This window comes from Apibacter mensalis, from assembly GCF_001418685.1.
Taxonomy (GTDB): Bacteria; Bacteroidota; Bacteroidia; order Flavobacteriales; family Weeksellaceae; genus Apibacter; species Apibacter mensalis.
Genome location: NZ_LIVM01000009.1, coordinates 73002 through 91968, shown reverse-complemented (window position 1 = coordinate 91968; position 18967 = coordinate 73002). Strand labels below are relative to the sequence as shown.

At 26.0% G+C, this 18967-nt stretch carries 17 protein-coding genes; 9 read left to right on the top strand and 8 right to left on the bottom strand.

The genetic code is table 11. The features are described from left to right. Nucleotides 1-531: 531 nt before the first annotated feature. Together ASC36_RS07485 and ASC36_RS07480 are read right to left on the bottom strand one after the other, a co-directional pair. Nucleotides 532-1083, bottom strand: a complete 552-nt coding sequence (locus ASC36_RS07485) for an RsmD family RNA methyltransferase (RefSeq protein WP_055425875.1) — start codon at nt 1081-1083, stop codon at nt 532-534. After that, entirely contained in the window at nt 1080-1841 is a 762-nt protein-coding gene (locus tag ASC36_RS07480) for a DUF3822 family protein (RefSeq protein WP_055425874.1), read from the bottom strand. Before ASC36_RS07480 ends, ASC36_RS07485 begins: the two co-directional genes overlap by 4 nt. A 467-nt stretch (nt 1842-2308) precedes the next feature. Here ASC36_RS07480 and ASC36_RS07475 point away from each other — a divergent pair, with 467 nt between their 5' ends. After that, nucleotides 2309-3667 carry a trigger factor gene (locus ASC36_RS07475; protein ID WP_055425873.1) on the top strand — a complete coding sequence of 453 codons (1359 nt, stop codon included), beginning with the start codon at nt 2309-2311 and terminating at the stop codon, nt 3665-3667. 748 nt (nt 3668-4415) lie between these two features. Here ASC36_RS07475 and ASC36_RS07470 read toward each other — a convergent pair. Beyond that, nucleotides 4416-5093 carry a hypothetical protein gene (locus ASC36_RS07470; RefSeq protein WP_055425872.1) on the bottom strand — a complete coding sequence of 226 codons (678 nt, stop codon included), beginning with the start codon at nt 5091-5093 and terminating at the stop codon, nt 4416-4418. Between the two features lie 132 nt (nt 5094-5225). On the opposite strand from ASC36_RS07470, the gene ASC36_RS07465 reads away from it, so the two are divergent. Beyond that, nucleotides 5226-5579, top strand: a complete 354-nt coding sequence (locus tag ASC36_RS07465) for a hypothetical protein (RefSeq protein WP_055425871.1) — start codon at nt 5226-5228, stop codon at nt 5577-5579. Between the two features lie 7 nt (nt 5580-5586). Here the strand turns inward: ASC36_RS07465 and ASC36_RS07460 are convergent, their stop codons facing one another. The 5 genes from ASC36_RS07460 to ASC36_RS07440 form a co-directional block, all read right to left on the bottom strand. Then, nucleotides 5587-6543: an endonuclease/exonuclease/phosphatase family protein gene (locus ASC36_RS07460; RefSeq protein WP_055425870.1), complete on the bottom strand. Its 957-nt coding sequence runs from the start codon at nt 6541-6543 to the stop codon at nt 5587-5589. 439 nt (nt 6544-6982) lie between these two features. Next, a complete protein-coding gene (locus ASC36_RS07455) occupies nt 6983-7543 on the bottom strand; it encodes a hypothetical protein (RefSeq protein ID WP_055425869.1) in 561 nt (186 codons plus the stop codon). A gap of 167 nt (nt 7544-7710) precedes the next feature. Beyond that, on the bottom strand, nt 7711-9750 hold the full coding sequence (gene metG, locus ASC36_RS07450; protein WP_055425868.1) for a methionine--tRNA ligase: 2040 nt from the start codon (nt 9748-9750) through the stop codon (nt 7711-7713). A gap of 123 nt (nt 9751-9873) precedes the next feature. Beyond that, nucleotides 9874-10299, bottom strand: coding sequence for a DUF2752 domain-containing protein (locus ASC36_RS07445; RefSeq protein ID WP_073961243.1), 426 nt, complete (start codon nt 10297-10299; stop codon nt 9874-9876). A gap of 40 nt (nt 10300-10339) precedes the next feature. Then, on the bottom strand, nt 10340-10735 hold the full coding sequence (locus tag ASC36_RS07440) for a CD225/dispanin family protein (RefSeq protein ID WP_055425866.1): 396 nt from the start codon (nt 10733-10735) through the stop codon (nt 10340-10342). Nucleotides 10736-11154: 419 nt separating this feature from the next. On the opposite strand from ASC36_RS07440, the gene ASC36_RS07435 reads away from it, so the two are divergent. The 7 genes from ASC36_RS07435 to asnS all read left to right on the top strand — a co-directional run bounded on the left by ASC36_RS07435 (nt 11155) and on the right by asnS (nt 18721). After that, nucleotides 11155-12084, top strand: coding sequence for a dihydroorotate oxidase (locus ASC36_RS07435; protein ID WP_055425865.1), 930 nt, complete (start codon nt 11155-11157; stop codon nt 12082-12084). A 73-nt stretch (nt 12085-12157) separates the two neighbouring features. Further along, on the top strand, nt 12158-12778 hold the full coding sequence (udk, locus tag ASC36_RS07430; protein WP_055425864.1) for a uridine kinase: 621 nt from the start codon (nt 12158-12160) through the stop codon (nt 12776-12778). Further along, a complete protein-coding gene (locus ASC36_RS07425) occupies nt 12779-13132 on the top strand; it encodes an FtsB family cell division protein (protein ID WP_055425863.1) in 354 nt (117 codons plus the stop codon). Nucleotides 13133-13408: 276 nt separating this feature from the next. Next, on the top strand, nt 13409-14503 hold the full coding sequence (locus ASC36_RS07420; protein WP_073961242.1) for an AI-2E family transporter: 1095 nt from the start codon (nt 13409-13411) through the stop codon (nt 14501-14503). Between the two features lie 118 nt (nt 14504-14621). Then, on the top strand, nt 14622-15812 hold the full coding sequence (locus tag ASC36_RS07415) for a class I SAM-dependent methyltransferase (protein ID WP_245630760.1): 1191 nt from the start codon (nt 14622-14624) through the stop codon (nt 15810-15812). Between the two features lie 128 nt (nt 15813-15940). After that, entirely contained in the window at nt 15941-17155 is a 1215-nt protein-coding gene (locus ASC36_RS07410) for a serine hydrolase domain-containing protein (RefSeq protein ID WP_055425860.1), read from the top strand. A 117-nt stretch (nt 17156-17272) separates the two neighbouring features. Continuing rightward, a complete protein-coding gene (asnS, locus tag ASC36_RS07405; protein WP_055425859.1) occupies nt 17273-18721 on the top strand; it encodes an asparagine--tRNA ligase in 1449 nt (482 codons plus the stop codon). The last annotated feature ends 246 nt before the right edge of the window (nt 18722-18967 follow it).

Here is an 18967-nt window from a genome sequence, read left to right as displayed (position 1 = left end):
ATTTTTTATGAATTATTTCTTAAAACAACTAGATTCGTCACAATTTTTAATTTGGGTTATGGTTGTTCTTATGATTAACTATTTTATATTATTTAAGCTGTTCAATTAATGCTTTGATCTATTTTTATATAAAGATAATTTTTTAAATTAATTTTTTCATTATGATTAGAATAGTATAACCATCAAATAAATTGAATATTCACAGATACATAAATAAACTGCCTGAAATATATTTTTTAAAAGTCCGCGTCGTGTAATTATAATTTATATTTGAGAAGTATACTGAATTGATTCGGTCAAAATGGGGCTCAACAACACCGAGTACTCTTTTTTTATGCCTATTGAAAAAATAAGAAATAATAACCAACCATAAATTATATAAATAATCTATTTCGATAAACGAAATAATCAATAGACACAATTTTTTTAATGTACTAAATTATTTCAAAATTTAGATAAGTGATATAAAAAAATATATGATCATTTATAAATTATTTATAAATTTTTGAGATTTATTTTTCAGGTAAAAATTTAATTTTTAAAATTAAAAAAAGAAAAACGTACATTCCCATATTTTCTGGATTCAGTGAAATTGGGAAATTCTGAGAAATCTTTGCGTGTATTATGCTCTAAAATAAATTCACCGTTTTCTGATAAAAAATTATGTTGAAGTACTGACTGAATTAAATTTTCATATTGCTTATCTTCCCAATCAAAAGGTGGATCTGCAAATATAATATCATATTTTTTATAGCTTCCCTTTTCTAAAAAACTTAAAACATTTTGTCTCACCACGTTTATATCACTTATCCCTAAAATCTTGGTGGTATCTTGAATAAATTTAACATGTTTTTCATTCATTTCCACAGAAGTAATATCTTTACAACCACGTGAAGCAAATTCGTAATCTATTGAACCTATCCCCGAAAACAAATCAAGTACTGATATATCCGGTATAGTGTATCTGTTGGTAATGATGCTAAATAATGCTTCTTTTGAAAAATCAGTGGTCGGCCTAACCTCAAAATGTTTAGGTGCAGAAATTTTCTTTCCTTTGAGTTTTCCTGATATAATTCGTATCATATATCTAAAATTGTATAATTTTCTCTTTCAAAAACGTTTTCTACACCAAAAATAACATCATGAAAAAGTTTTTCAAATCTTTTTAAGGATTTAACTCTATGAGGAATATTGTAATAATATAAATTATACATAGAAAGTTTCTTGTCTAATGTAGTAGATATAAGTTTTAAAAAATATTCTATATCATCCACTATTTTGTAAGGATATATATTATATAAAATTAATTTTTCTTCTTCTATAATGGATATCTCAAAATAATTATCATAAATTTGAATAAAATAACCATTCTTATAAAAATCTTTATTAATTTTTGATAAGAATTTAAATCCTGTATGAGAAATTCTAATTTTGTCTGAAAACGATGTGAAAAGTGCCTCAATTATTTCAGGATAATAAAAGACTAATACTAAATCAAAATTGGGTATTAAATTAAATCGTATACCCATATTTTCTAAATGAGGAACATTTAAATTTAAAAACATTTCAGCAGTTCTTTCTTCAAAAAATTCATGGGGAATCAGCGTAAATTTATCATTTAATAGGGTGACATCTAAAAAATTACACTTTGTGTTAAAAAAATTATTTTTTAAAAGCTTATTTTGTATAGTTTCTTTATCTACTTGAGTCAATATACTTTCATAATGTATAATTTTCTTTTCATTATTAACAATATAAGATGCTTTTTTATCTTCAAATAAAAAATTTAATGTAGTAGATAATGGTTGGTTGGGAGTATGTAATCGCTTACTTTTTTTCAAAGCTTGATTATTATTATATAAGGCAAATATAAATCATATCAACATCATACACAATTTTTCATAAATATTATAAACTATCTAAAAAATCAATTTAAAATAATGAATTAATTTTATTGGATTTTTTATCAAAATTATATACTTACTTTCTATTATATTTTTATTAGTTTCTCAATTTAAAATTAAAATTTACATACATTAAAATTTATTCTAATCAATTTATATGCTATATATATATGCCTATATATGTTAGTAGTAAAGAATGGCATTTTTACAATGTTAAACATAAATCTAATGAATATCTTTTTTTAGCCATCCATATAAGAATCTATAAAAACTTAGATAAATAATTTTGATAAATTACAGATTTATTGAGAATTAAATGAGGTTTTAATTTTATCCTTAGTGTTAAAAATTTCCTTTTTTTAAATACTTTTTGTAAATTTGCCGGCTCATAAATTAGAATATAAATGAACGTTACACAAAACAAAATAGATGATTTAAATACTATTGTTAAAATCACCATTAAGCCAGAAGACTATAAACCCAATGTTGAAAAATCACTTAATGATTATCGTAAAAAGCTGAATATGCCTGGCTTTAGAAAAGGGAAAGCCCCGATGAGTATTGTAAAAAAACAATATGAAGGTGCTGTAACTTTTGAAGAAATCAACAAAGTTTTAAATGATACTTTAAGTAACTTCATTTCTGAAAATAAATTATCCATTTTAGGGCAACCTTTACCAAGAACAAATAATGAATTGGACCCTAATGCTCAAGATATGACCTTTGAATTTGAATTAGGCTTAGCTCCTGATTTAAGCATAGATCTTTCTAAGGCTAAAATTCCTTATTACAAAATTGAAGCAACTGATAAAGAAATTGATGATACTGTTTTAAGAATGCAGACTCAATTGGGTGAAGTTACAGATGCAGATAAAATTGAAGAAGGAGGAAATTTTGTTGGGGAGGTGTTAGAAATTGACGCAGAGGGAAACCAAGTTGAGGAGGGAATAAATACTACTATAACTTTTTTAGTAGATGATTTAAAAGATAAAAATTCATTTTTAGGTAGGAAAAAAGGAGATATTGTTACTATACAAGCTCAAGATTTGTTTAATGATGTTCATCAACTTCAGCATTTCTTTGGACTTTCTCATGAAGATGCTCATCATTATAATGCCAATTTAAAAATAAATGTTGAAAAAACTTCTATTAGAACCAAAGCTGAATTAAATCAAGAACTTTTTGATAAAGTTTACGGTAAAGATAAAGTTAAAAGTGAGGAAGAATTAAAAGCAAAAATTAAAGACGAAATCGAAAATTATTATAAAAAAGAATCTGATACAAAATTTATGAATGACTCTGTAGAATGGCTATTAGATACTATAAAATTCGATTTACCTACAGAATTTTTGAAAAAATTCATTAAAAGTAAGGCTAAAGAGCCTATGAGTGATGAAGATGCAGCTACTGAATACGAAAAATCGGTAAAAGCTTTGCGTTATCAATTAATTGAAGGTCAAATTCTTTCTGATAACAAGATAAGTGTACAATATAACGATTTGGTTGAATACACTAAAAACCAAATGAAACAACAATTTGCTATGTATGGATATGTCGATATTCCTGATGCAGAATTAGACAAGTATGTAGCGAATGCCATGAAAAATGAAGAACATGTTCGTCAATCATCCGGTAACTTAATTCAACAAGAATTGTTAAAAATTTTCGACGCTAAAATTCAGAAAAAGGAGAAAACAGTAACTTTGGAAAAGTTTGATGCTATCTTGAAAAAAGAATCTGAAGAAATGAAAACTGAAAAATAAGTTAATATACTTTTATGCATTGACCCATTTTTTTTAAAAATATATTTTAAAACAGGCTATTAAACAAATAGTCTGTTTTTTTATAAAATTTATAAAAAAATTGTATTAAATAAATTATGTATGTATATTGCAAAGCAAAAAGCCATCCTTTCAGTTCAAAAAAGATGACTTTTTAATAAATACTCAATCAATTATGATCTTTAGAGTTTTTAGTGTTAATTAATTAATAATTCTTCTAAGTTTTTAGTGTTAAAGTGTGTGTGTTAAGTCTTAGTGTTAATTAATAGTTTTTTTAGTGTTAAAGTGTCATAATTAATTAATTCTTATAAAGTTATTAGTGTTAAGTTGTTCTGTTAAGCATTAGTGTTAAATTAATAATTTTTACTTTTTAGTGTTTATTATTCTTATTCTATTTATTTAATTTTTAATATTTAATTTCATAAGTAAATCTTTATTTTACTTAGCCTCACTTATTTGAGTACAAAGTTATAGATTTTTTTCTAACATCCAAAACTGCTTATATTGATTTCTATAAAAATAGATAAAAAACTATATATTTGTACTGTTTTAAAAAAATTATTTATTTGATTATTAATAAATTACGATATTATAAAAGATAAAATAATGGCAGTGTTAAAGTTATTATAAAATTATATGCTGAAATATTTGAAAATTTTAACGTAATATTTTATCTTCCGAATTTTATTTAATAGATTTTTTTCATATATAAATCCATAATAGTATTCTCCTATTCTTCTTTATGTTGGTTAAATGTATTCAATATTAATTTTTGCCTAAGTTCCAATAACCTTTTCGTATTATGAAACACTCTACCGGTAAGGCTTCTTACCCACCCTTTCTTTTTTAATGATGGTAGAATTTGTTCCAAAGTATCAAAATTTTTATGCATTTTTTCAATTTCCAATCTACTTAACTCATAATCATCGACAATAGATATAATTTCTTCTTCAAGATTTTTTCTAAGAAGCTTGAGCTTTTGTTTAATTATTATAATTTCTTCAGTGTTGAAATAATCATCATATTCATCAAATTTTTCACAAATTTTATCTATTTGTTCTTGCTCTTCAGCCAAAAGGCTTAATGGAGATGTTAAAGAAATTTCATTCCATATAACATCTAGCCATTTTTCAATTCTAATATAAACATCATTGATTTTATCAAGTACAAAATTTTCATGCATTGAAAATCTTCCTGGAACCACCTCTCCTGAAATATTATATTTCTCATTATCTATTTTTTCAATGAAATAATTTTCATCCTTACATAATATAAAATATTTGGGTTCTATTAAATATATAATTTTAATAGTATTTTGATTTATATCAATTTTAAAGTCAACATACTCAAATTTATCATTCTGTCTAAAAATTTCAATAATGTTTTCTATAAATTCTTTTTGTATCATATATTCAAATAGTTACATTGTAAAGATAACTATTTAATCTTGAATATTATCAATATAAAACTTTTTTTTATTTTTGTACCATTAATAAACATACATTATTTTATATATATTCATTATTTTAATCATAAAATTATGGAAAATAAACATAAAACCACTATTGATAGATTACTAGATTTTATGGTTTTTAAAAACCTAAATGATAATAAACTGACTAAGTTAGCAAATTTATCTGTCGGACTTATCGGTAGGGCACGAAGGAAAAAGTCCGGTTTACATACTGACACCATTGAAAAAATATTGAAAACGTTTCCGGATTTAAATCCTACATGGCTACTTACAGGAAATGGACCTATGTTATTATCAAAAACTGATGATATCTCTAAAGTCAATTTATCAACAAAACATTCTGATTCATTTATTGATGAAATATTTATAACTCAAACAGATATTATCTATATGTTAAAAAAGAAATATTTTAAAATATAAGATTAGTTTATTTTATACTTTCAATAATAGCATATACTGGAAAATGATCACTATATCCCCCTAAATATCTGCTACCGGAATAGGTTCTCCAAGGTGTTCCTAATTTTTCCCTTTCCGTATTTTGAAGATATGGGGCATTAAAAACATTGGAGCTTGAATATCTTAATTTATTTTTTTCTTCAAAAAAGGATTTGGAAAAAATAATTTGATCAAAGAGCATTCCTTTACCTTCATGAAAAGTACTATAAACATTATTTTTATATAAGTTTTCAAATGGGTTATAGAGTTCGCGCTCTTTTAACTCCTGTACCGTTTTTTTATTCCAAAGCTGTTGATATAAATATGTTGTAGTAGGGTCTTCATTAAAGTCTCCCATTATTATTATATTTGCAAACGCATCCTTATCAAAAATTTCATTTAATTTTTTTCTTAATTCGCGCAGAATATAAATTCGTTTAGAAACATTGATATTATTTTCTCGTTTAGAGGGTAAATGCAAAACAAAAAAATGAACCATATTACCTTCTAGTTTTCCTTTGGTATAAGTTATATCTCTTGTGTAATCTCTTGTACCATCATCGTTAAAAATAGGAATACGTAAAAATTCCGATTCTTGAATTGTTAAAAACTCCTTATTATAAAAAAAAGCTGTATCTATGCCTCTTTCGTCCAATGAGTCTTTATGAACATATCCATAATTTGCTTTAAAAGGGAATTTTTCGAGTAGTTCATCAATAACTTTTTTATTTTCTATTTCACATAAGCCAAAAAAAGTGGGTAACTTTTGAGTTTCTTTAACTCCTATACTACTAATAGTTTTGGCTATTTTAAGTAGTTTATTTCTATATCTTGAAATATCCCAGGAACGACTTCCTTGAAATGGTAATTTACTGATTAATTTATTTTTATAAATATCGGATTCATATAGATTCTCAACATTATAAAATGCAATGGTATGGTGCATAAATATGATTTATATATCTAATGTATTAATTGTATATCCTAACTAACTTAATTTTAATAAGTATTTATTAATTCATAAAGTTATTAATTGTATAACATAATGCAATATCTATTCCCAGACTAATAGATGGTAAATATTTTTCTATTACCAGAATACTATAAAAACTTCTATAAAAAATCAGTAGTTATATTAAATTGTGGTATAAAATCATATACTTGTGATTTTTACATTAATCTTATTTGCAAAATTATTATGAATATTAATTGATTTACATACTATTATCAAACATGATTCAATATTATATAAATTATGTTAGTAAAAGTAAAATTTACCTAAATAAATTTAAAACAGCAGAACGTTAAAGCAATATAAAACTAATTTAAAGCGTAAATTTTAAAATATTTTTTTAAAGTTTATAAAAATATTTCATTAAAACATTTTAAAAAAACGACATCCAAAATTTTTGTTCAAGAAAAGCTTTTATACGTGATTGTTCTAAAATTTCAGACATTTCAAAAGGTATATATATTTGAAAATCATCTCTTTCATCTTGCAGTTGGTTCAGTAAAGTTGCTAAACTTATATTTGAAACTATTTTTTCACCAAGAAAAGCAGGTATTAATAAGCCTAATCTAGCAACAATATTCTTACTATTTATTAAAGATACATGAGAAGAAGTAGCAATTAATGAATAGTATTCTTCTAAACGGTCTTTAAGTAAATAAGTTAAAAACTTTAAACTTGCACATTGCTTTTTTAGGTTCGTTTTATCTAAAAATAAATTGGAAACGCTAAACAATATGTGCATGTTAGCGATTCCTTTTAATATAGATTCCATTTTTTTTTGCTCCCCTTTCTCCAAAATTAATTCTAAAAGACTTGCGGTTGTTGTGTGAATAGCTTGTGTAATATTGGATTCTTTTTCTTTTGAAATTTTAGAAATATTTGAGACTATATCAGGTGTAATAAACTCAGAAATTGAATTAAATAAGTATTCCATAATTTTTTAGCGTTAATATTCTGATAAAGCTTAAAACAAAAATTATACCAATTAATATTTAATATATAATTAAATAAGATTATTTTATTTAGATATAATATATATATTTTATATAAAAAATCCCTTAATTATAAGGGATTTCTATATTATAATAATTAAATTTTTAATTATTTTACAGATGAACCATTTTCAATTATATCATCAGGGGTTATAAATGAAAATTTTCCATTTGAATTTTGAGTCAACAACAGCATACCTTGACTTTCAATGTTGCGTATTTTCCTAGGAGCTAAATTAAGAACTACCGTAACTTGTTTACCTATTAATTCTTCGGGTGAAAAACTTTCAGCAATTCCTGAAACAATAGTTCGAACATCAACACCTATATCCACTTTAATTTGCAGCAATTTATCAGCTTTTTCAACTTTTTTTGCTTCCAATATGGTACCTATTCTTAAATCAATCTTTTCAAAATCACCAAAACTAATGATATCTTTTTGCGGTTCTGAGGTGTTGTTGTTTTCAATCGCATTTTGTCTTTTTGAATTTTCAAGCTTTGCTATTTGATAATTAATTTCTTTATCTTCAATTTTATCAAAAAGTAGTGGAATAAGATTTATTTTAGCTCCTGATGGTAACAGTATCTTACCCGATTCAAGTTCTTTCCAAGAATGATAAGATAAGTTAAAACCCTGCATTATTTTTTTTGAAGCAAAAGGGATGAAAGGTTCTGACAGTTCACCAAGATAAGCTGCTATTTGAGCTGCTACATATAAGGTTTCTTTTACTTTTTCCTGTTCTTCTTTAATTTTTTTCCAAGGTTCTTGCTCTTGCAAAAATTTATTCCCTAAACGTGCTAAATTCATTAATGAGCCTAATCCGTTTCTAAATTCATATTTAGACAAGTATGTCGATATTTCTTTTGATATTTTAGAAAGATTTTCCAACTCTTCCGATTGAAAGTTATCTCTAACTTCAGGAATTATACCTTCATAATATTTATTAATTAAAACAGAAACTCTGTTAATAAAATTACCTAATATTCCTACTAATTCAGAATTATTTTTAGTTTGAAAATCTTTCCAAGTAAAATTATTATCTTTAGTTTCAGGTGCATTAGCTAATAATGTATATCTTAAAGAATCTTGCTTTCCAGGAAAATCAGTAAGATAATCATGCGCCCAAACTGCCCAATTTCTTGATGTGGAAATTTTATCGTTTTCTAAATTTAAAAATTCATTGGCAGGTACATTATCCGGTAATATATAATCTCCATGAGCTTTTAACATGGCGGGAAAAATTATGCAATGAAATACAATATTATCCTTTGCAATAAAATGAACAAGCTTAGTATCTTTATCTTGCCAATAAGGCTTCCAATCTTTACCGGTTCTCTCGGCCCACTCCTTAGTAGAAGATATGTAGCCTATAGGAGCATCAAACCAAACATATAAAACTTTTCCTTTTTCACCTTTTAAAGGTACCGGTATTCCCCAATCCAAATCACGTGTCATAGCACGGGGTTTAAGCCCATCTTCTAACCAAGATTTGACTTGACCATACACATTAGGTTTCCAATCTTTTTTATGACCTTTTAATATCCAATCGGAAATAAAATCTTGATATTCATGAAGGGGTAAATACCAATGTTTCGTATTTTTTAATATGGGCTTTTCTCCACTTAACATGGAATGAGGATCGATCAGCTCATCTGGACTTAATGTTGTACCACATTTTTCACACTGGTCACCATAGGCATTCGTATTACCACATTTTGGGCAAGTTCCTACGATATATCGATCTGCTAAGAATTCGTTTGCTTTTTCATCAAAATACTGTTCCGTTTCTTCCTCTATGAACTTACCTTCTTGATGTAGTTTCAAAAAAAATTCCTGGGCTGTTTTAATGTGAATAGGTGCTGTTGTCCTGGAATAATTATCATACGAAATTCCTAATTCCGTAAATGTTTGCTTCATTAATTCATGATACCTATCTACCACATCCTGAGGAGTAACACCCTCTTTTTTTGCCCTTATAGTAATAGGAATTCCGTGTTCGTCCGATCCCCCTATTAATATAACATCATGATCATTTCTTCTTAAAAATCGGGCATATACATCTGCAGGTATATATACTCCTGCTAAATGACCTATATGTAAAGGTCCATTTGCATAGGGAAGAGCTGTAGTTATAGTATATCTACTCATTTAATAATTTATTTTTTGTTAAAAAAATTGCTACATACAATCTTTAACAAAGGTACAAAGTAAGAAAACATGAAAAAAATATTATCTTGTATTTATACTTTTATCCTATTGATATTTGTCATGTTACTTAGGTGGTGATAAATAAATAAATGGTTCATAGGGGATATTTCTTAAGACTGTATAAATAATTATAGTTGCTAAAACTATTATTCCTGACTTATTAGAAAAGATAAATTTAGATACAAACCTTCTATTTTTGAAAATATATATTTCTATGGATACCCATAATAAATATAAAAAAAAGGGTAAAAAATAAATTAAAAAATTATAACGTAATGCTTGTAAAAATTCTCCGTGTAACAATAAATGAAATGCTCTTTGTCCGCCACAACCTGCACAATTCATTCCGGTTATTTTTTTAAATAAACACGGCACAAAATAATTAGATTTGCTCGGATTAGTAATATAGTAATAAACACATACTAATGTAAATAACAATAGTAAGCAGATCCACAAAAAACTTCTATTTAGAAAAATCTTGATTGACATTTCTTAATTAAAAATTAACTCATATTTATGGATGTTAAATTCAATTGTTATATACAATTTTATAAGTATTTTTGAACCATCCTTGGTAATAAGTGATATTACCAAAAAATATTATAAAAAGTATATATATAATAAAAATTAAGATACCGGAAAAAAATATGATTAAAGAAATTATTGATAAAATTCGAGCATTTTTGGATTTCAAAATTGCCCCCAAATAATCTCCGGTATTATATATTATATTGACCTGATTCGCAAATATGATCGACAAAATTCCAAAAATCAACCCTATAAAATTACAAGTAAATAGATTAAGAATAGTTGAAATAATAGCAAAAGTTATATGATTATTAGGTAATTTTTCTTTTTTATCATTAATCGAAACAGATAGATTATTCGAATTTTCCTTTTGCATTTTAAAATCTTGTTCTTCCATGACTGTATTTTTTATATTGTTTATAATTTCTAATATTTTATAAACAAAAGGAAGTGAGATATATTTAATAATTTATTTGAATATTTACTTAATATAAATTTTTCCTATTATTAATTTTAATTGATTAAAATAAAAATTATTTTTTACTTAACTTAATAAATGCAAAAATTATACCTTTATTGTAAAATTGGTTTCAACAAATGATCTTTAAAGTCGTTATATATACGTTAATGAATAATTTACATCATAATAAAGAAAAGTTATAATAGTTACCTTAAGTTTTAAAAGTTTTCAGGTTTAAAAATTTTCTTTGATTAAGTTACGAATTTGTTTATGTATAAGTATTTTTTTTATTGGGTAAACATTAAATAACTTTTCTATTCATCATAAATATTCTGATATTTGCAAAAAGTATAGTAATGATTTCTATAGAAACAACCATTTTCAATAAAAAGTTTAGCAATTGTTTGATGAATGCTTCGGGAGTTAAATGTATGACCATAGAAGAACTATCAAATTTGAAGAACTCCGAATCAGGAACTTGGATAACAAAAAGTTGTACTTTATCTCCCAGAGAAGGTAACCCTTCTCCTAGATATGTTGATTTAAAATTAGGAAGCATTAATTCAATGGGACTACCTAATTTAGGATTTGAATTTTATCTTGATTATGTTCTTACTGAACATGAAATGGGAAATGATAACTTATTTTTTTCAATTGCCGGCTTAACCTTGGAAAATAATATTAAAATGCTCACTCAAATTGAAAACTCTGATTTTCAAGGATTAGTTGAATTGAATTTATCTTGTCCAAATATTCCGGGAAAACCTCAAACCGGATACGACTTTGAACGAACCGAAGAAGTTTTGAAAAAGGTTTTTTCATTTTATACTAAACCTTTAGGGGTTAAACTACCTCCTTATTTTGATATGGTACATTTTGAAATGATCGCAGAAATTATAAATAAGTATCCGATCCAGTTTGTAACATGTATTAATAGTATTGGCAATGCATTGTACATTGAAGATGAATCCGTTGTTATAAAACCTAAAAGTGGTTTTGGCGGACTTGGAGGTGCTTATGTAAAACCTACTGCATTAGCCAACGTAAGAATGTTTTATAAATTATTAAGAAAAAATATATCAATTATTGGTTGTGGAGGTGTTGAAACCGGCAGAGATGTTTTCGAACATATTTTATGCGGTGCTTCCATGGTACAAGTAGGAACACAGCTAATGAAAGATGATGTTAAAATATTTTCAAAATTATCTTCTGATTTGAAAGAAATTATGAAATCTAAAAATTATACTTCATTATCCGATTTTAAAGGAAAGCTTAAAGAGCTTTAATCTTTTACTTTAACTTAATTTTGGTACATTATTTTCTGCATTGAAATTTTAACTTAAAAATATAACGAAATAAATGTTAACCATTGGTATAGCCGGAGGAACCGGATCAGGAAAAACAACTGTTGTAAATAATATCCTTAAACAATTGGATTCCAATAATGTGAATGTTCTAACTCAAGATAATTATTATCACTATAATCCGGAACTTTCATTTGATGAACGTGAATTGTTAAACTACGATCATCCAAGAGCCATTGATTTTGATCTATTAATTGAACATGTAAAAAAATTAAAATCCGGTCAAGCTATTGAGGAACCAATTTATTCTTTTATAACTCATTCCAGAACCGAAGATATTACCATTATACAGCCAAAAGAAATATTGATTGTTGAAGGAATATTGGTTTTAACAAATCCAGAATTAAGAAAACAATTTGATGTTAAAGTATATGTCAATGTAGATTCAGATGAAAGATTAATTCGAAGAATACGAAGGGATATACAGGAAAGGGGAAGAGATTTAGAAGAAATATTACGAAGGTATCAGTCCACTTTAAAACCCATGCATGAGGAATTTATACAACCATCTATGGCTTATGCAGACATTATAATTCCAACGTTGAAAAAAAATACAGTAGCCATAGATGTATTAAGTACGGTTATACAAAATACTTTGAAAAATCATTCCAGTTAAATGGAAAAAAACGGCAATAAATCCTCAGATAAAAAATCTATTTTCGGTAAACATTGGTATTCCAATATTTATTTAATACTCTCAATTATGTTTATAATATGGATGCTTTTTTTTGATACCAATTCCTATTTAACTCATAAAGAATTAAATAATGAAATTTCTAAATTAAAGCATGAAAAAGAATTTTATAAGAGTAAATTAGATTCTGAAAATATTCAGTATAAAAATTTAAAAAATAATAAAGAAGCTCGTGAAAAATATGCTCGTGAAAATTATTTTTTTAAAAAAAATAATGAAGATATTTTTATTATGGTAACAAAAGATGATTCTATTGCGCCAAAAACGAAACTTTAAATTTACTTTATAAAAACCTCATTTAAATTCTTTTTTGTTAATGAGAATATATAATGTATATTACGTTACTTTATTAAAGTAATTAATAAATTATAAAACAACTTATATTATAAAGTATAGTTAAAAATATTCTTATAAAAGAAAATAATTTTGTTAATGTTGATAATTTTAGTATTTCTGTATTATTAATTGTTCATTATATGAATAAAGTATAATAGTATCCAATGGAATATGTGTTAAAAAATAGATTAATAAGGCAATAGATATTTATGATATATGAATTACAAAGATATTAGTAAAGGTATAATCAGTGCTGTAACAGTAATCTTCCTCACAGTTCTTTTGTTTTTTCTATTATGGAAAATCCGCTTTGTTTTAGGATATATCTTTGTCGCTTTTGCCTTTTCATTAATGGGAAGACCAATAATGAATTTTTTAAGCGAAAAAGTACATATATCTAATACCATTTCTGCTTTTATCACACTTTTAGTTATGGTGGGAACAATTCTTACCTTTTTAAGCTTTGTAATTCCATTAGCCTTAGAACAAGCCTCAAATTTATCTCTTTTAGATACGGATAAATTACAAAATTCAATTACAGAACAGGTAAAATTAATTGACGAAGCTCTGAAAAGTAAACATATCTATTTATTTGAAGATAATTATGCACAATTATTTACTTCAAAATTTAATTTTAGAATACATATGGATACTCTTCAAAGTGGATTTTCTTTTTTAGCTGAATTGGGTATTTCCATATTTTCTGTCACTTTTATTACCTTTTTCTTTTTAAGAGAAAAAGATTTATTTAACCGAATTATAATAGGTGCCGCACCAACAAATGATATCAAAAAAGTCATTCAAGTTCTTTCTAATATTAATGATTTATTAACAAGATATTTTCTTGGATTATGTTTGCAAATATTCTCCATGTTTTTACTTTACTTGGCTATATTAGGTGGTTTTAACATAAAAGATATGGTAATAATATCTATGTTTTGTGCATTTTGTAATCTCATACCCTATTTGGGTCCTTTGCTTGGTTTTTTTATCATCAGTTTATTAAGTATGAGCAGCATGTTATCATTGGGGATGGACTTTAATTCACAAATTATACCTACTATATTTTGGATAAGTATTTTATATTTAATTGCACAATTGATTGATAATGCAATCTTTCAGCCATTGATTTATGCAAAAAGTGTAAAATCTCATCCTTTAGAAATTTTTTTAGTTATGTTAATTTTCGGTATACTATTTGGTGCCCTAGGTGTTACTTTTGCAATTCCCGGTTATACTGTTTTAAGGGTTGTTATGAAGAGTTTCTTTAACCGTTTTAAAATTGTTCAAGCAATAACTAAAAATTTATAGTAAGTCAAATTTTATATTTAATTATAAAATAGTATTTTTTACTAATATCCATTGTACGTATAGTGTTTGCTAAAGAAGTATTAAAATTATTTAATATAATGTATTTTTGCAATAAATATTGTATTCTTTAATAGTGATTAATGCCCAATTAATAAATAAAGATGTTCAAGAATATATTAACAATAATTTATATTCTAATTTATCTGAATTAATAGTAAAAAAATCTCCTTTTACAGATTTATCTTCTCTTGAATTAGTTCAGCAAATTCAAGGAAAGAAAATTGCCCAAAAAAAAGTTCCTATTCTATATGAAAATAATCGGATTATATATCCACCACATATTAATCTTGAACAAGCTTCATCACAAAGCACAGCTATTTTTAAACAATCAATGATAACCGGAAAAACCGGAATTGATTTAACCGGAGGTACAGGAATAGATAGTTTTTTTTTATCGGAAAATACTGAAGAATTTTATTATGTTGAACCGAACCTTGAATTGTTGGAAATAGTAAAACATAATTTTTCAGTTCTTGGCAAAAAAAATGTTAAATTTATCAATAAAACTGCCGAAGATTTTATTTCTAAAAATACTTGTTTATTTGATTTTATTTATATAGATCCATCGAGACGAGACGAAAATAAAAATAAAAAAATTGAGTTAAAAGATTTATTACCTAATATTTTAAACCTCCTGAATAAACTTTTCAAATTCTCAACATCCATTTTTATAAAACTTTCTCCTCTTCTTGATCTGCAAAGAGCGATTGAACAATTACCCATCTTGAAAATTTATATTATATCTGTTAAAAATGAAACTAAAGAATTACTAGTTCAATTAAATCCTCAAAATAAAATGCATCCATTCAATCCATATATTCACTGTGTCAATCTTCAATCAGATCAACCGGATTTTTGCTTTTATTGGCAAGAGGAAAAAATATCACCCCCCCCCCCCTACTCTAACCCAAAATCATATTTATATCTACCCAACTCTTCCCTATTAAAATCAGGAGCATTTAAACAAATAAGTTACAAATTTAAAATTAGTAAACTGCATTCGAATTCACATATTTACACATCAGAAAATAAATTGGAAAATTTTCCGGGACGTACATTTTTAATTATTGATAAAAATTTTAATCCTAAAAAATCTGTTCATAAAAAATTTAATATAATCAGTAGAAATTACCCAATTAAACCTGAAGAAATCAAAAAAAAATACCAATTAATGGATGGTGGAAATAAGTATTTAATTTTTACACGCTCTTTACAACGGAATCATTGCATTTTAGCGGAAATTATTTAAATTTATAGTTTCAAATATAATTTAATTTTATAACATTTTATATTTAATTTAAGAAATAATTAACAATATTAAATTTAACTTGCAAAATCATTTTATAAGAACTAATTATTAAAATATTCATTAAAAAAATGTGTAAAAAAATTTTATATATTTTATTATTATTTAGCCTTTTTAATCTAACCTTAATCCATTGCAAAAAGTCAAATTATGAATCTAATAAAGTTGTTCAGAATGATATACCCTTAGTTCCCGGATATTACAACATAAATTTTGACACTATATTTACAATAAAAGATAATTATTCATCTGAAGACCAAACTATTATAAATCAACTGAATAAATATTTTACCCATGTTTGGAAATCTCAAAATTTGAGCGGAGGGGTTTTAGTTGCTCGGGGCAATACTATTTTACTGGAAAAATATAATGGATACTCAAATTTGCAAAATAAAACATTAATATCTTCTCAAACATCTTTACATGTGGCTTCGGTAAGTAAAATTTTAACTTCCTTAGCTGTTTTAAAATTAGTGGAAGCCGATAAGATTAAATTGGACGAAAAAGTAAATTCTATACTTACGGAGTTTCCTTATTCGGATATAACCATACATGATTTATTAACGCACCGAAGCGGTCTTCCTGAATATACTCATTTGGTTGATATAATCAATACGTGGGATAAAAGAAAAAAAATGTCAAATGAAGATGTTTTACATTTATTTTCTACTCATATTCCTTTATTACAATCAAAACCGAATACTCATTTTTCTTATTCAAATACTAATTTTGCCCTTTTAGCTTTAATAGTAGAAAAAATAACAAAAATGTCCTTTCCAGAAGCAATAAATACTATGATATTTACACCTCTGGGAATGAAACATTCCTATGTACTTCAAGAAAAAGATTTAAATCAAGCTAATGTATCCTATTATCCTGACGGAAGACCATATAAATTCAATCATCTCGACTTGGTTTATGGGGATAAGAACGTATATACCACTCCGGAAGATCTTTTCAGATTAAGTCAGGCTATGTTTGCTCCTAATTTTTTACGTAAAAACTTATTAGATCAAATGTTTACTCCCTACAGTAATGAAGTACCGAATATTAAAAATTACGGATTAGGAATACGATTGATGGTATTTAATAACGGTAAAAAATTAATTTACCATACCGGATGGTGGCATGGCAGCAATGCAATATTTATTCATTTATTAGATGAAAAAGTTACGATAATAGCTATAGGAAACAAGTATTCTAATATGGTATATTCAGCTATACGTTTAGCGCCTTTATTCGGAGACTATCCTCTACCAAATATAAATAAATATAAATATCAATAAACAGCATATTCAATTACTATATTAATATTTAATCATATCTAAATATATTTGAATATAGTAATACCATAAATTACGTTGAAATTTAGTTATATTTGCTTATCGATTAAAAATTATTAAATGAACGATTACAGTATTAAAGAATTGTTAGCTAAAGGGAAAAAAGCTTTACAGGAAGAAGTAGTAATTAAAGGATGGGTACGATCATTTCGTTCCAATCAATTTATTGCGTTAAATGACGGTTCCGGGCAAAATAATATCCAAATAATTATCAATTACAACGATTTTGATACTGAAACATTAAAACAAATTACAACTGCATCTGCCTTATATGTTGAAGGAAAAGTTGCTGAAAGTAAAGGAGCAGGACAAGAAATAGAAGTAATGGCCAGTAAAATAAAAATTTATGGTTATGCTGTTCCTGAAGATGTTCAGGAAACCATTTTGCAGCCTAAAAGACATTCGTTGGAAAAACTGAGGGAACAAGCCCATCTTCGTTTTCGTACTAACACTTTTGCTGCTGTAATGAGAGTAAGGAACGCACTAAGCTTTGCCATTCATCAATATTTTAACAAAAATGGGTTTTGTTATATCAATACCCCTATAATTACCGGATCAGATGCTGAAGGTGCAGGGGAAATGTTTACCGTAACCAACTTTAATTTAGATAATATTCCTAAAAATAAAAATGGAAATATAGATTTTTCTCAAGATTTCTTTGGTAAAAAAACCAATCTGACCGTTTCAGGACAATTGGAAGCAGAAACTGCTGCTATGGGGCTTGGAAAAGTATATACATTTGGACCTACTTTTAGAGCAGAAAATTCTAATACTACTCGACATTTAGCAGAGTTTTGGATGGTTGAACCGGAAGTAGCCTTTTATGATTTGGAGCATGATATGGATCTCGCAGAAGATTTTCTAAAATACTGTATTCAATATGCTATAGAAAATTGTAAGGAAGATTTAGAATTTTTAAACAAAAGATTTGAAGAAGAGCAAAAACAAAAGTCAAAAGAAGAAAAATCGGAACAAAATTTACTGGAAAAATTAGAATTTGTATTAAAAAATAAATTTATTAGGCTCAGCTATACTGAAGCTATCGAAATACTTAAAAATTCCAAGCCTAATCAAAAGAAAAAATTTAAATATCTTATTGATGAATGGGGAGCAGACCTACAATCTGAACATGAAAGATATTTGGTTGAAAAACATTTTAAAAGTCCGGTCGTATTATATGATTATCCGGCAAAAATAAAGGCATTTTATATGCGTTTAAATGACGACCATAAAACCGTTCGGGCCATGGATGTCCTTTTTCCCGGAATCGGTGAAATCATAGGGGGGTCGCAAAGGGAAGAAAGAATTGATGTTTTAAAACAAAAAATGAAGGATATGAACATTGATGAAAAAGAATTATGGTGGTATCTAGATACTCGTAAATTTGGTACAGTCCCTCATTCCGGATTCGGGCTAGGTCTGGAACGTTTAGTATTATTTGTTACAGGTATGAATAATATTCGTGACGTAATACCATTTCCAAGAACTCCTAAAAATGCTGAATTCTAAAAAATTCATTAAAAAATATATACTAACAGGATTTTTAAATGGTTTAAGCACCTTATTAGATTAAAACATAAATTCATTTTTTTTATCTATTAATTAAATTTATATAGTTGATTAACTATATAAGTTTAGTCAATGTGTGATTATATAAGCGCTTTACTTAATAAATGCAGTAAAGTTCTATTTTAATATAAATAGTATAAATTAAAACTTTCACAAAAAATTTTTATCACAAAAATTATGCCTTTA

Coding starts and splice junctions, on each gene's coding strand:
- ASC36_RS07485 (WP_055425875.1), bottom strand. CDS start 1,083: ATGATACGAATTATATCAGGAAAACTCAAAGGAAAGAAAATTTCTGCA.
- ASC36_RS07475 (WP_055425873.1), top strand. CDS start 2,309: ATGAACGTTACACAAAACAAAATAGATGATTTAAATACTATTGTTAAA.
- ASC36_RS07470 (WP_055425872.1), bottom strand. CDS start 5,093: ATGATACAAAAAGAATTTATAGAAAACATTATTGAAATTTTTAGACAG.
- ASC36_RS07465 (WP_055425871.1), top strand. CDS start 5,226: ATGGAAAATAAACATAAAACCACTATTGATAGATTACTAGATTTTATG.
- ASC36_RS07460 (WP_055425870.1), bottom strand. CDS start 6,543: ATGCACCATACCATTGCATTTTATAATGTTGAGAATCTATATGAATCC.
- ASC36_RS07455 (WP_055425869.1), bottom strand. CDS start 7,543: ATGGAATACTTATTTAATTCAATTTCTGAGTTTATTACACCTGATATA.
- metG (WP_055425868.1), bottom strand. CDS start 9,750: ATGAGTAGATATACTATAACTACAGCTCTTCCCTATGCAAATGGACCT.
- ASC36_RS07445 (WP_073961243.1), bottom strand. CDS start 10,299: ATGTCAATCAAGATTTTTCTAAATAGAAGTTTTTTGTGGATCTGCTTA.
- ASC36_RS07440 (WP_055425866.1), bottom strand. CDS start 10,735: ATGGAAGAACAAGATTTTAAAATGCAAAAGGAAAATTCGAATAATCTA.
- ASC36_RS07435 (WP_055425865.1), top strand. CDS start 11,155: ATGATTTCTATAGAAACAACCATTTTCAATAAAAAGTTTAGCAATTGT.
- udk (WP_055425864.1), top strand. CDS start 12,158: ATGTTAACCATTGGTATAGCCGGAGGAACCGGATCAGGAAAAACAACT.
- ASC36_RS07425 (WP_055425863.1), top strand. CDS start 12,779: ATGGAAAAAAACGGCAATAAATCCTCAGATAAAAAATCTATTTTCGGT.
- ASC36_RS07420 (WP_073961242.1), top strand. CDS start 13,409: ATGAATTACAAAGATATTAGTAAAGGTATAATCAGTGCTGTAACAGTA.
- ASC36_RS07410 (WP_055425860.1), top strand. CDS start 15,941: ATGTGTAAAAAAATTTTATATATTTTATTATTATTTAGCCTTTTTAAT.
- asnS (WP_055425859.1), top strand. CDS start 17,273: ATGAACGATTACAGTATTAAAGAATTGTTAGCTAAAGGGAAAAAAGCT.